The 13513-nt window shown below is 70.5% G+C and carries 8 protein-coding genes; 4 read left to right on the top strand and 4 right to left on the bottom strand.

Translation table 11 applies throughout. The annotated features are described in order from the left end of the window. Nucleotides 1-203 precede the first annotated feature (203 nt). The gene (locus tag AB0O09_RS25125; protein ID WP_363544618.1) at nt 204-2513 is read left to right on the top strand and encodes a trypsin-like serine protease; all 2310 of its coding nucleotides are present in this window, start codon (nt 204-206) and stop codon (nt 2511-2513) included. Between the two features lie 617 nt (nt 2514-3130). Next, entirely contained in the window at nt 3131-5335 is a 2205-nt protein-coding gene (locus AB0O09_RS25120) for an FG-GAP-like repeat-containing protein (RefSeq protein ID WP_363544616.1), read from the top strand. A 90-nt stretch (nt 5336-5425) separates the two neighbouring features. Here AB0O09_RS25120 and AB0O09_RS25115 read toward each other — a convergent pair whose 3' ends face one another. Together AB0O09_RS25115 and AB0O09_RS25110 are read right to left on the bottom strand one after the other, a co-directional pair. Beyond that, nucleotides 5426-6763 carry a DUF2252 domain-containing protein gene (locus tag AB0O09_RS25115; protein WP_363544614.1) on the bottom strand — a complete coding sequence of 446 codons (1338 nt, stop codon included), beginning with the start codon at nt 6761-6763 and terminating at the stop codon, nt 5426-5428. A 77-nt stretch (nt 6764-6840) separates the two neighbouring features. Further along, the gene (locus AB0O09_RS25110) at nt 6841-7431 is read right to left on the bottom strand and encodes a hypothetical protein (protein WP_363544613.1); all 591 of its coding nucleotides are present in this window, start codon (nt 7429-7431) and stop codon (nt 6841-6843) included. Nucleotides 7432-7727: 296 nt separating this feature from the next. Between AB0O09_RS25110 and dnaE the strand changes: the two genes are divergently transcribed. Then, the gene (gene dnaE, locus AB0O09_RS25105) at nt 7728-11261 is read left to right on the top strand and encodes a DNA polymerase III subunit alpha (RefSeq protein ID WP_363544611.1); all 3534 of its coding nucleotides are present in this window, start codon (nt 7728-7730) and stop codon (nt 11259-11261) included. A 52-nt stretch (nt 11262-11313) separates the two neighbouring features. Here the strand turns inward: dnaE and AB0O09_RS25100 are convergent, their stop codons facing one another. Further along, nucleotides 11314-12099 (bottom strand): RDD family protein, encoded by a 786-nt coding sequence (locus tag AB0O09_RS25100; RefSeq protein WP_363544609.1) that lies wholly within the window; start codon nt 12097-12099, stop codon nt 11314-11316. Between the two features lie 123 nt (nt 12100-12222). Beyond that, nucleotides 12223-12669, bottom strand: a complete 447-nt coding sequence (locus AB0O09_RS25095; RefSeq protein ID WP_344623974.1) for a type II toxin-antitoxin system PemK/MazF family toxin — start codon at nt 12667-12669, stop codon at nt 12223-12225. A gap of 78 nt (nt 12670-12747) precedes the next feature. On the opposite strand from AB0O09_RS25095, the gene AB0O09_RS25090 reads away from it, so the two are divergent. Next, nucleotides 12748-13509, top strand: coding sequence for a class I SAM-dependent methyltransferase (locus tag AB0O09_RS25090; RefSeq protein ID WP_363544607.1), 762 nt, complete (start codon nt 12748-12750; stop codon nt 13507-13509). The last annotated feature ends 4 nt before the right edge of the window (nt 13510-13513 follow it).

Genomic DNA, 13513 nt, shown 5'->3' with positions numbered 1-13513 from the left:
AATCCGTTGGGCAGTCATGTGGCGAATCGTCATGTTCTGTCTGTCGGACCCGCGCTGATGAACAGTCTGTTGTTGGTGGCCGCTATGATCCGGTGGTTGCAACGGCTCCTTCGTTTGCAGCAAAGCGGAAGAGCGCATACCGATTTGAAAGTGAGTCAATGGCTCCACGTATACGCCGGTGGCTTCCGGCAGCAACTACGGCGTTGGCCGCGGCCGTTCTCGGTGCGCCTGCTCCGCTCGCCGCCGCCTCCGAGCCGACCGCCAATGCTGCGGCACCTTTCGCGGTGGAGGACGGCGCCTACCCGGGGGCCCAGGAGATCCTGCAGACCACCGGTGCGACGTTGCTCCGGGGCGACGGGCACATCACTTACACCTCGTGCGCCTCGCCGCACCAAGTGGCGGTCTGGGCCCGTTCCATCCTCTCCGACACCATGAAGCGCATCTGCTTCGCCGCGCCGTACTCCACCGGCTACCTCGCGCTGAACGTCCCCGACACGTTCCGGCTGGAGACCACCGGCCGTACCCTGCAGGCCAGCCTCACCACCGACGGCAAGGCCCAGACGGTCGACGTGCCCGCGGACACCGCCGTCGGCGTGGGCGAGGCGGGGTCGAACCCGGCCTCCCGGTCCGTTCTGCTCGAACTGCGCATCACCGGTGCCGTGGCGGGTGTTCCCGCGGGTCCGCCTCCCGAGCACGGAACGCTTCCCGGCCGGACCGACCCGCTCGAGACCATGATGAGGATCACGGTCGGGGACAAGCGCAGCTGCTCCGGCACCCTCGTCGACCCGTCGTGGGTCCTCACCGCCGCGAGCTGCTTCGTCGACAAGCCGGAGCAGGGCCTCGACGTGCCCGCCGGGGCGCCCGCGGACAAGACCACCGCCACCATCTCCCGGATCCGGCTGAGCGATCCTCCGCTGCCGTCCACCTACGACGTCGTCGAGCTGGTTCCGCGCACCGACCGCGATCTCGTGCTGGCCCGCCTGGCCACCCCGATCCGCGACGTGACACCCATGCAGATCGCGACTGCCGCCCCGGCGGCCGGGAGTCTGCTGACGGTCGGCGGCTTCGAGCGCACGGCCGACGACTGGACCCACGACCTCGGCCGCAGCTCGGTGATGCAGGTCGGTGCGGTCGCTCCGACCGGCGTCGACCTCGCCCCGAAGTCCCCGGACCCGGGCCCCGGCAACGGGCTGGTCTGCAAGGGTGCCGCCGGTGGTCCGGCCGTGAACAGCATCGACCTGACCCCCGACGCCGCCGTCGGTCCGCACCAGTACCGCTACGAGCTGGTGGCCGTCAACAGCCGGTCCTGGCAGAAGGGCTGCCTCGACTCCGCGGAGACCGAGCACAGCGGCGCCTACGACACCCGGGTCGACGACCTGACCCAGTGGTTCCAGAAGGAGGCCGGCATCTACCCGGCGTCCAAGTTCACCCCGGTGACCTCGACCCGGGTGCTCGACACCCGGAGCTCGGGCGGTCGCACCTGGGCGGCGGTCACGGGTCAGGGCGGCAGCGAGAAGGTCCTGAACCTCGGCCAGGACGGCACCGGCCCGTTCAAGCTGCCGCAGGGCGCCACCGCAGCGGTCCTGAACCTGACGGTGGTCAACCCGACCGCCGCCGGCTTCGTCGTGGCCGAGGCGAACGACAAGGCCAAGCCCACCACCTCGTCGGTCAACTTCGCGGCGGGTCAGACCGTGGCCAACCTGGTGACCGCGCCGGTCGGCCCGGACGGCAAGGTCTACCTGTGGACGAACACCAACGACTTCGACGTGCTGGTCGACGTCGCCGGCTACTACGCCCCGACCGGTGAGAACAAGTACGCCCCGGTGACGCCGAGCCGTCTGCTGGACAGCCGGAACAGCGGCGGCCCGCTCGCCCCGAACACCACCAAGGACGTCCAGATCACGGGTGCGGCCGGTGTCCCGGCCGACGCGAAGGCGGCCGTGGTGACCCTGACCGCCGTGGCCCCGGCCGCGGACGGCTACTTCACCGCGTACCCGGCCGGAAGCGTCCGCCCGAGCACCTCGAACATCAACTTCAAGGCCGGTGCGATCGTCTCCAACCAGGCCGTGGTGCCGATCGGCGCGGGCGGCAAGATCACCCTGTACAACAGCTGGGCCGGCAACGCCAACGTGATCGTCGACATCGCCGGTTACTACGGCGCCAACGCCACCGAGCTGTTCCACCCGGTGAGCCCGACCCGCCTGCTGGACAGCCGTCAGAACAACGGCGCTCCGGTCGCCTTCGACCAGTCGGTGGCGATCGGCGGCCTGCCGGGCGGTGCGGACGCGGTCGTCGTGAACGCCACCACGGTCGGCAGTGACAGCGCCGGCTTCTTCTCCCTGTACCCGCACGGTACGACCCGGCCCGCCACCAGCGACCTGAACTTCACCGCGGGCCAGCTCCTCTCGGCCCACGCCACGGTCGCCACCGGCGGCGGTCAGATCGACCTGTACAACCACGCCTCGCACAGCCATGCCATCGTGGACCTGGCGGGCTGGTTCGCCAAGTACTGATCCGGCGGACGGCACACACCCGGGGCCCGGGACCGGCACAGTCCCGGTGCCGGGTCCCGGGCCCCGTGGCGTGATGAGAGACCGCCCCGGCCCTCGTGTTGGCGGCGGACTGCGGGTTGGACGGGTGATCGCCGCGAACCTCGGCCGCGACCTGGACGGCTCGGTCCCGCCTGCTCGGCCTCCAACTCGCCGACCCGGCCACGACGCGCTACTGCCTCCACCATGTGCAGGCCGGCGCGCACCACGCTCGCCGCCGACTGCGGGTGGAACCGGGTGTCCCCGCAGACCCACTCCTGCGTCCAGGTCCGGAATAGGTCAAATTGCCAGGAGCCCTCCTCGTCGGGAGCCGGGCGGATCGGACGGCTGGCATTCATGTCAACTTCACTGAATCGCGGCCGAATTGACTGAGGCAAGATGGTTCAGATCTCTGTTGTTCAGTCATGTTTCGTCCCTTGAAAATATTGTGAATCACAGTCAGTTGTGAACGCTATGATCCAGTGACCGCGACGGCTCCACCGTGCCGCCATTGGCATGGAGGGGCGCATTCCGATTTTGAAAGTGAGTCGATGGCTCCACACATACGCCGATGGCTTCCCGCAGCGGCGACGGCGTTGGCCGTGACCGTTCTGGGCGCTCCCGCTCCGCTCGCCGCCGCCTCCGAGCCGGCCGCCAATGCTGCGGCACCCTTCACGGTGGAGGACGGTACCTATCCGGGTGCCGAGGAGATCCTGCAGGCGACCGGCGGTGCGACGTTGCTCAGGGGTGACGGACGCATCACCTACACCTCGTGCGACGCGCCGCACCAGGTGGCGGTCTGGGGCCGCACCCTGCGGACTCCGTTGAACCGCATATGCTTCGCCGCGCCGTACTCCACCGGATACCTCTCGTTGAAGGTCCCCGATGCCTTCCGGGTGGAGAGCATCGGGCGCACCCTGCAGGCGGGCATCACCATCGACGGCAAGGCCCAGACCGTTGACGTGGCTGCGGACGCCGCCGTCGGTGTGGGCGAGGGGGCCGGGCAGACGTCCAAGGCCGTCCTGCTGGAGCTGCGCGTCACCGGCTCCAGCACCCCGCCTGCCGCGGGCCGGGCCGCCGATCCCTCCGTCGCGTTCACCACCAAGCTCGACATCGGCGGCGGCAAGCGCTCCTGCACCGGCGCGCTCGTCGACGCGCTGTGGGTCGCCACCGCCAAGAGCTGCTTCGCCGACGACCCCGCCCAGTCGATCGACGTCGCGGCCGGTGCGCCCAAGGACAAGACGGTCGCCACCGTCGGTCGCGCCGACCTGACCACCAGTGCAGGCCAGGTCCGTGATGTGGTCGAGCTCGTGCCTCACGCGGACCGCGACCTCGTGATGGCCCGGCTTGCCGCGCCGGTCAACGACATCGCCCCCATCGCGCTCTCCACCACCGTGCCGACGGCCGGTCAGGATCTCCAGAGCGCCGGCTACGGTCGCACCACGAGCGCGTGGGTCCCCGCCGCTCCTCACACCGGCACCTACACCACCGGCGCCGTCCAGGCCGCGGGCCTCGACCTCGGCCCCAAGGCGACGACGGACCCCACCGCCTGCAAGGGCGACGCCGGAGCCCCCCTGTGGCGCACCGAGAACAACAAGCCCGCCCTGGTCGCCGTCACCAGCCGGTCCTGGCAGGGCGGTTGCCTCGGCACCCCCACCACCGAGACCCGCACCGGCAGTTACGGCACCCGCGTCGACGACCTCGGCGGTTGGGTCAAGCAGACGGTGCTCAGCGCCGTGACGGCCGGTGACGCGAACGGTGACGGCCGGGCCGACGCCCTCATGGCGTACCACTACGCCGACAGCTCGATCGGGTTCTTCACCTCGCTGAGCAAGCCGGACGGCGGCTTCAACCCCATCACGGCCGGCTACATCGTGCCGAAGGGCAACTGGGACTGGAATTCCAGCCGGTTCATCGTGGGTGACTTCAACGGTGACCACCGCACCGACCTCGCCCTGATGTACCACCACGGCGACGGCTCGATCACCTTGCACACGGGTCTGGCGGACGCCGAGGGTCACATCCAGGCGTTCAGTCTTCCCTCGTACACCGTGCCGGCGAGCGCGGGTTGGGACTGGAACGCGATCCGGCTGTACGCGGGTGATGCGAACGGTGACGGCCGGGCGGATGCGATCATGGCGTACCGGTACGCCAGCAGCGCGATCGGTTTCTACACCGCTCCGGCCAAGGCGGACGGCGGGTTCAATCCGTTCACCGTCGGCTACACCGTCCCTGCCGGGAACTGGGACTGGGACTCCAGCCGGTTCATCGTGGGTGACTTCAACGGTGACCACCGCACCGACCTCGCCCTGATCTACCACCAGGGCGACGGTTCGATCACCTTGCACACGGGTCTGGCGGACGCCGAGGGTCACATCCAGGCGTTCAGTCTTCCCTCGTACACCGTGCCGGCGAGCGCGGGTTGGGACTGGAACGCGATCCGGCTGTACGCGGGTGATGCGAACGGTGACGGCCGGGCGGATGCGATCATGGCGTACCGGTACGCCAGCAGCGCGATCGGTTTCTACACCGCTCCGGCCAAGGCGGACGGCGGGTTCAATCCGTTCACCGTCGGCTACACCGTCCCTGCCGGGAACTGGGACTGGGACTCCAGCCGGTTCATCGTGGGTGACTTCAACGGTGACCACCGCACCGACCTCGCCCTGATCTACCACCAGGGCGACGGTTCGATCACCATGCACACGGGCCTCGCCGATGCCGAGGGCCACATCCAGGCGTTCAGCCTGCCCAGCTACACCGTCCCCGCCGGTGCGGGTTGGGACTGGAACGCCCTCCAGCTGCAGTAACGGGCGCGCACGGACAGGACCGAGGGCCCGGCGGCCCGGCACGGGAGACCGTGCCGGCCCACCGGGCCCTCAGCATGTTCCCGAGGAGGCCTACAGCCCCGGGATGCGGCCGTTGCGGAAGAGGTCGACGAAGAGCTGGTGGTCGCGGCGGGCGCGGTCGCCGTAGGCGTGGGCGAAGTCGACGAGCATCCCGGTGAAGCCGTCCTCGTCGGCGGCGATCGCCTTGTCGATGGCGTGCTCGGTGGAGAACGGGACGAGGCTGTGGCCGCTGGAGGACTCGTCGGCGGCGGCGTGCATGGTGGCGGTGGCCCGGCCGAGGTACTCGGTGATGGTGCGCAGGTCGTCCGGCTCGTTGAGGTCCGTCCAGTCGAGGTCGGCCGCGTACGGGGAGACCTCGGCGACGAGCTGGCCGCGGCCGTGCAGGGTGGTGTACCCGAGCCACGGGTCGCTGTGGTCCTGCAGGGCGCGCTGCGAGATGACGGTGCGGTGGCCCTCGTGCTCGAAGTAGCCGCGGATCGCGGGGTCGGTGACGTGCCGGGAGACGGCCGGCGTCTGCCCCTGCTTCATGTAGATGATCACGTCGTTCTCGAGGGCGTCGGTGTGGCCCTCCAGCAGCAGGTTGTACGAGGGCAGGCCGGCGCTGCCGATGCCGATGCCGCGGCGGCCGCAGACGTCCTTGACGCGCAGCGCGTCGGGGCGGGTGCGGGAGGCGGGCGGCAGGGTCTCCAGGTAGCGCTCGAAGGCGGCCAGCACCTCGGTGCGGGTGACCGCGTCCAGCTGGAAGGCGCCGCCGCCGATCCGGAACCGGCGGTCCCAGCCCTCGACGACGGTCTCCGCGTCGAGGAGTTCGACGCGGGTCTGCAGCCGGGCGCGGCGCAGCGTGTCGAGGATGGGTCCGTCCGCGGTGTCCAGGGTGAACTGGGCGGCGTCGCCGTTGCCGGCCAGCGCGGCGATCTGGCCGCGGTAGGCGGCGGCGAAGGCGTGCACCAGGCCGCTGATGGTGTCGTCGGAGAGCGCCTTGGCGTAGCCGATCAGGGCGAGGCTGGCGGCGAGCCGCTGGACGTCCCAGGTGAAGGCGCCGACGTAGGCCTCGTCGAAGTCGTTGACGTTGAAGACGAGCCGGCCCTCGGCGTTGAGGTAGGTGCCGAAGTTCTCGGCGTGCAGGTCGCCGTGGATCCAGACCCGGCCGGTGCGCTCGTCGAGGAAGCGGGCGCCGTACTCCCGGTACGGGTCGGTGGTGAGGTCGGCGTAGAAGAGCGCGGCGGTGCCCCGGTAGAAGGCGAAGGCCGAGGCGGCCATCTTGCGGAACTTCACCCGGAACGCGGCCGGGTCCTGTGCCAGCAGCTCCCCGAACGCGGACTCGAAGACCCGCAGGACGGTTTCCGCGCGCTCCGGCTCGCGGTCGGCGACGGTGGGCTGGTCGGGCATGGGCCTTCCAATCGGTGCGGTCTGTCGGTGGTGCCGTCCGGTCCGTGGGGGAAGGACGCGCGGCGGGCGGCCGCGGTTCAGGCGTTCGGCGGCGCGGGCGGCGCCGACGGGGGACCGGGCGGCGTCGTCGGCGGTATCGGCGGGTGGGCCTGGCGCTGCGCGGGGACGTACGGGTGGAAGGCTACCGGGGCGGGGGCGGCCGGGGCGGCCGGGCGCGTCGCGCCGACGATCGCGGCGACGGCGATCGCGATGCCCACCGTGAGCAGCAGGGTCATGTTCAGCCACAGGTGGCTGACCGGCTCGGCGAAGGTCCGCCGCGAGGCCGAGTAGACCACCTGGTTCAGGATCTGGCCGAGGGCGGCGAAGCCGGTCACCGAGGTCAGCGCGACGGCCGCCGGGCGGACCCAGCGGCCGCCCACGAAGGCGCCGATCGCCAGGGCGGCCAGGGCCACGCAGTAGCCGGTGTCGTAGGCGAAGAAGCCGACCGGCGCGTCGACGTAGTCCGCGTAGGAGATGCCCAGGGCGGTCAGCAGGTAGCCGGGGCCCTTCTGCGCGATGTCGTAGGCGAGCACGCCGAGCTCGGAGGCCAGCTGGACGAGCGCCAGCACACCGATCGCGGTCAGCCCTCCGCCTCGCGCCCGCTGCTGCACCACCGGGCCGAATGCCATGGAACCCCTCCTCGCACGTCAGTGCGCCAGAGGCTATCGGCGTGAACGGCCGGGCCGGAACCCCGGGTCTCCTTCCGTGACCCGGCGACCGTCGAACGTGACCCGCCGGCGCCCGAAAGTGAGGGGAACGACGTGAGGGGCGAGCAGAGCATTCGTGCCGTGTCCCGGGGCGGGTGCGACGGGGGACTAGACTCGGTGCCGCGACGCGGAAGCCGTGGTCCGGGCCCTGAGGGTGGCTCGGGCCTTACCTGTTTCGCGCCCGGTTCCGATCATGCCGAGACTCCGGAGGCCCCGCCTTGAGCGACCAGCCGTACGCGCACCTGCACGTCCACACCGAGTACTCGATGCTGGACGGCGCCGCCCGGCTGAAGCAGCTCTTCAAGGAGGTCGAGCGGCTCGGGCAGACCCACGTCGCGATGACCGACCACGGCAACATGTACGGTGCCGCGGAGTTCCACAAGCAGGCCACCGCCGCCGGCATCACCCCGGTGATCGGCATCGAGGCGTACGTCGCCCCGGACTCCCGCTCCAACACCAAGCGCATCCTCTGGGGCCAGCCGCACCAGAAGAAGGACGACGTCTCGGCGTCCGGCGCCTACACCCACAAGACCATCTGGGCCCGCAACAAGGAGGGCCTGCACAACCTCTTCAAGCTGACCTCGCGCTCCTACGCCGAGGGCTGGCTGGTGAAGTGGCCCCGGATGGACAAGGAGATCATCGCCGAGCACGCGGCCGGCCTGATGGCCACCACCGGCTGCCCCTCCGGTGAGGTGCAGACCCGGCTGCGCCTCGGCCAGTTCGACGAGGCGGTGAAGTCCGCCGCGGACTACCAGGACATCTTCGGCAAGGAGAACTACTTCCTGGAGCTGATGGACCACGGGCTCGACATCGAGCAGCGGGTCCGCGACGGCCTCCTGGAGATCTCCAAGAAGCTGAACATCCCGCCGGTGGTCACCAACGACTCGCACTACACCACCGAGGGCGACGCCGGCGCGCACGACCTGCTGCTGTGCGTGCAGACCGGCAAGAACCTCTCCGACCCGGACCGCTTCCGCTTCGACGGCACCGGCTACTACATCAAGTCGGCCGCCGAGATGTACGGCCTGGACACCTCCGACGCCTGGCAGGAGGGCTGCCGCAACAGCCAGCTGCTGGTCGCCTCCCGCGTCGACACCGCCGGCATGTTCGAGTTCAAGAACCTGATGCCGCGCTTCCCCATCCCGGAGGGCTTCGAGTCCGAGGCGGACTTCTTCAAGTCCAAGGTCTGGGAGGGCATGGACTGGCGCTTCCCGGGCGGCTACGACGAGGAGCACAAGAAGCTCGCCGAGTACGAGATGGACACCATCATCCAGATGGGGTTCCCGGCGTACTTCCTCGTGGTCGCCGACTTCATCATGTGGGCGAAGAGCCAGGGCATCGCGGTCGGCCCGGGCCGTGGTTCGGCCGCCGGCTCGCTGGTCGCCTACGCCATGGGCATCACCGACCTCGACCCGATCCCGCACGGCCTGATCTTCGAGCGCTTCCTCAACCCCGAGCGCATCTCCATGCCCGACGTCGACATCGACTTCGACGAGCGCCGGCGCGGCGACGTGATCCGCTACGTGACGGAGAAGTGGGGCTCCGACAAGGTCGCCATGATCGTCACGTACGGCACCATCAAGGCGAAGGCCGCCATCAAGGACTCCTCGCGCGTCCTCGGCTACCCGTACGCGATGGGCGACCGGATCACCAAGGCGATGCCGCCGGACGTCATGGGCAAGGGCATCCCGCTGTCCGGCATCACCGACCCCTCGCACCCCCGTTACAGCGAGGCCGGCGAGATCCGCGGCCTGTACGAGACCGACCCGGACGTCCGCAAGGTCATCGACACCGCCCGCGGTATCGAGGGTCTGATCCGCCAGCCCGGCGTGCACGCCGCAGGCGTCATCATGTCCGCCGAGCCGCTCACCGACCACATCCCGGTCTGGACCCGGCACACCGACGGCGTCACCATCACGCAGTTCGACTACCCCACCTGCGAGGGCCTCGGCCTTCTCAAGATGGACTTCCTCGGCCTGCGCAACCTGACGATCATGGACGACGCCGTCAAGGCGATCGAGAAGAACAAGGGCATCAAGATCAACCTCCTTGATCTGCCCCTCGACGACAAGCCGACCTACGAACTCCTCGCCCGCGGCGACACGCTCGGCGTCTTCCAGCTCGACGGCGGCCCCATGCGCTCGCTGCTGCGCCTGATGAAGCCCGACAACTTCGAGGACATCTCCGCCGTCCTCGCGCTGTACCGCCCCGGTCCGATGGGCGTCAACTCGCACACCAACTACGCGCTGCGCAAGAACGGCCAGCAGGAGATCACCCCGATCCACCCGGAGCTGGAGGAGCCGCTCAAGGAGATCCTCGAGCCCACCTACGGCCTGATCGTCTACCAGGAGCAGGTCCAGAAGGCCGCGCAGATCCTCGCCGGCTACTCGCTCGGCCAGGCCGACCTGCTGCGCCGCGCCATGGGCAAGAAGAAGAAGGAGATCCTGGAGGCGGAGTTCGTCCCCTTCCAGAAGGGCTGCCGCGAGCACGGCTACTCCGACGCCGCGATCCAGGCCGTGTGGGACGTCCTCGTCCCCTTCTCCGGCTACGCGTTCAACAAGGCGCACACCGCCGGCTACGGGCTGGTCTCCTACTGGACGGCCTACCTCAAGGCCAACTACCCGGCCGAGTACATGTCCGGCCTGCTCACCTCGGTCAAGGACGACAAGGACAAGTCCGCGGTCTACCTCAACGAGGCCCGCAAGATGGGCATCAGCGTCCTGCCGCCGGACGTCAACGAGTCCGACGCCGACTTCACCCCGCACGGCAACGACACCGTCCGCTTCGGCCTCACCGCCATCCGCAACGTCGGCGGCCCGGTCGTCGAGTCGATGATCCGCACCCGCAAGTCCAAGGGGAAGTTCGCCTCCTTCCCGGACTTCCTGGACAAGGTCGAGTCGGTGGTCTGCAACAAGCGGACGGTCGAATCCCTCATCAAGGCCGGCGCGTTCGACTCCCTCGGGCACACCCGCAAGGGCCTCACCGCGCAGTTCGAGCCGATGATCGACAACGTGGTCGGCGTCAAGCGCAAGGAGGCCGAGGGCCAGTTCGACCTGTTCGGCGGCGACTCCGTCTCCGACGAGCCGAGCTTCGGCCTCGACGTGGTCTTCTCCGAGGAGGAGTGGGACAAGTCCTTCCTGCTCACCCAGGAGCGGGAGATGCTCGGCCTCTACGTCTCCTCGCACCCGCTGCACGGCATCGAGCACGTCCTCGCCGACAAGGCCGACTGCGCCGTCGCCGACCTCGCCGAGCGCCCGGACGGTGCCATCGTCACCATCGGCGGCATCATCTCCGGCCTCCAGCGGAAGATGACCAAGCAGGGCAACGCCTGGGCGATCGCCACCGTCGAGGACCTCGCCGGCTCCATCGACTGCATGTTCTTCCCCGCCAGCTACCAGCTGGTCTCCTCGCAACTCGTCGAGGACGCCGTGGTGTTCGTCCGCGGCAAGCTCGACAAGCGGGAGGACGTGCCGCGGCTGATGGGCATGGAGCTGTCCGTCCCGGACCTCTCCAACGCGCACGCCGAGGCGCCGATCGTCATCAACATCCCCAGCGGCCGGATCACCCCGCCGCTGGTCGCCCGCCTCGGCGAGGTCCTCACCCACCACAAGGGCACCACCGAGGTCCGCCTGCGGCTGGAGGGGCGGAACAAGACCACCGTCCTGCGGCTGGACCGGCACCGGGTGAAGTCCGACCCGGCCCTCTTCGGCGACCTCAAGCAACTCCTCGGCCCCAGCTGCCTGGCGGTCTGAGAGGCCCGCCCGGGGGCGCGGGGAACTGCGCCCCCGGGTGGTGGCGGGCCCGTCAGCCCTCCTTGACCACCACGGTCCGCACGGCCTTGTCGTGCAGGCACTGCTGCAGCGGTTTGTCCCACAGCTGCCACGCCGCGTCGAGCATCTCGAACAGCCATCCGATGCAGTACACGGCGCCGGGCACGGTGGCGACGGCCGAGCGTCCCCAGAGGGCGCTGTCGGTCGGCCGGCCGCCGGTCGCGGCGTCCACCACGCGCAGCCTCATCGCCTTCTTGCCGACCGTCTGGCCGTGCTGGGTGACCATCAGCGCCGCTTCGTACGCGAAGGCCAGCAGGCCGACGAAGAGGTTCCCGAGCCACTCCCCGAGCAGGGCGTAGAGGACGACGGCCGGGATCAGCTGGATCGCGAGGTCGATCAGGCGGGCCACCAGCCGCTCCCCGGGCGGGGCCAGGACACGGCTCCCCGGCGCCTGCGGCACGCCGGGCGGGCCGGCCGGGGTGAGCCAGTGCGGCAGCGCCTGCGGCGGCTGTCCGTACCCCGGCGCACCGTACCCGGGGGTGCCGTACCCCGGCGTACCGTATCCGGGCGTGCCGTATCCGGGCGCACCGTACCCGGGGGTGCCCTGTCCAGGGATGCCGTGGCCGGGTGCGCCGTACCCGGGGGCGGTGCTTCCGGGCTGCGGGTAACCGCCGGGCCCGTAGCCGGGCGGTCCGGGCGGGGGAGGGGGCGGCGCACCGTAGCCCGGGGCGGGCGGCGGCTGCTGGCCGGCCTGCTGCGCGTAGGGGTTCTGCTGAGGGTCCGTCGGATACCCGTATCCCGACGGGTGGTTGGTGCTCACGTGTGCGGGCTCCCGGTGATAGGTCGTACGCCTGTTGTACCGAGGGCGACCGGGAGCGGGTACGGGGATCGGTGAATCGTTACCGGTGGGGGCGGCACCCGTCCGCCCCCACCGGTGCGTGGTTCAGCGCCAGCGGTAGCGGCGGCGGAGGCTGTCGACGACCAGGTTGAAGCGGGCCCGGTCCAGGGCGCAGGCCTCGCGCCGCATGCCGCCGTCCCACACCCGCATCACGCGGTCCAGCGCCACCCAGGAGTCCCGGCCGGACTTGTCCCACGGGCCGGAGCCGATCGGCACCCAGTCCCGGTCCCCGTCGTGGCCCTTGCTGGAGAGCATGACGGCCAGCAGGCTGCCGCCCTCCTCGCGGGCCACCACCAGCACCGGCCGGTCCTTGCCGCGGCCGTCCCGCTCCTCGTAGGGCACCCACGTCCACACGATCTCGCCCGGGTCCGGGTCGCCGTCGTGCCGCGGGGAGTACTCGGTGCGGACGGGCCCCACCTCGTACGCCTCGACCTCGACCGTCGCCCCGGGGCCGTAGCGGCCGGGCACGTCCTCGTTGATCAGCTCTGCCATGCGCGAAGGGTAGCGCCCGCGGCGTGTCCGCCCGATAAGCAGTGGCACCGGCCGCCCCCTCCGCGCGAGGATCGGGGCATGGCACGCACCTTCGACGACCTGGTGGCCGAGGCGGCGGCGGCCCCCATGGACGGCTGGGACTTCTCCTGGCTCGACGGCCGCGCCACCGAACAGCGTCCCTCCTGGGGCTACCAGCGGTTGCTGCACGAACGGCTCTCGCAGGTCGGTGCCGCGCTCGACCTGCAGACCGGCGGCGGCGAGGTGCTCGCCGGTGCCGCCCCCTTCCCGCCGCTGATGGCGGCCACCGAGGGCTGGCCGCCCAACCTGGCGAAGGCCACCGCACTGCTGCACCCGCTCGGCGCGGTGGTGGTCGCGGCCCCCGAGGACCCGCCGCTGCCCTTCGCGGACGCCGCCTTCGACCTGGTGACCAGCCGCCACCCCGTGGTGCCGCACTGGGCGGAGATCGCCCGGGTGCTGCGGCCGGGCGGCGGCTACTTCGCCCAGCACGTCGGCCCGGCGAGCGTCTTCGAGCTGGTCGAGCACTTCCTCGGCCCGCTGCCGGAGCCGGTCCTCCGCGGCCGCCACCCCGACGACGAGCGGGCGGCCGCCGAGGCCGCCGGGCTGGAGGTCGTCGACCTGCGCACCGAGCGGCTGCGGATCGAGTTCCACGACATCGGCGCGGTGGTCTGGTTCCTGCGCAAGGTGATCTGGATGGTCCCCGACTTCACCGTCGACCGGTACCGCGACCGGCTGCGCGAGCTGCACGAACTGATCGGGTCGGACGGCCCGTTCGTCACCCACTCGTCCCGCAGCCTGGTGGACGCCCGCAAGCCCCGCTGACGGC

It is taken from the genome of Kitasatospora sp. NPDC093679 (assembly GCF_040683455.1).
Taxonomy (GTDB): domain Bacteria; phylum Actinomycetota; class Actinomycetes; order Streptomycetales; family Streptomycetaceae; genus Kitasatospora; species Kitasatospora arboriphila.
The sequence above is the reverse complement of the archived record's forward strand: the minus strand, read 5'-3'. Positions and strand labels throughout refer to the sequence as shown.

What these genes read in the sequence shown, in the direction of transcription:
- AB0O09_RS25115 (WP_363544614.1), bottom strand. Translation starts at nt 6,763, where the DNA reads ATGCCCGACCAGCCCACCGTCGCCGACCGCGAGCCGGAGCGCGCGGAA.
- AB0O09_RS25110 (WP_363544613.1), bottom strand. Translation starts at nt 7,431, where the DNA reads ATGGCATTCGGCCCGGTGGTGCAGCAGCGGGCGCGAGGCGGAGGGCTG.
- AB0O09_RS25095 (WP_344623974.1), bottom strand. Translation starts at nt 12,669, where the DNA reads ATGGCAGAGCTGATCAACGAGGACGTGCCCGGCCGCTACGGCCCCGGG.
- AB0O09_RS25090 (WP_363544607.1), top strand. Translation starts at nt 12,748, where the DNA reads ATGGCACGCACCTTCGACGACCTGGTGGCCGAGGCGGCGGCGGCCCCC.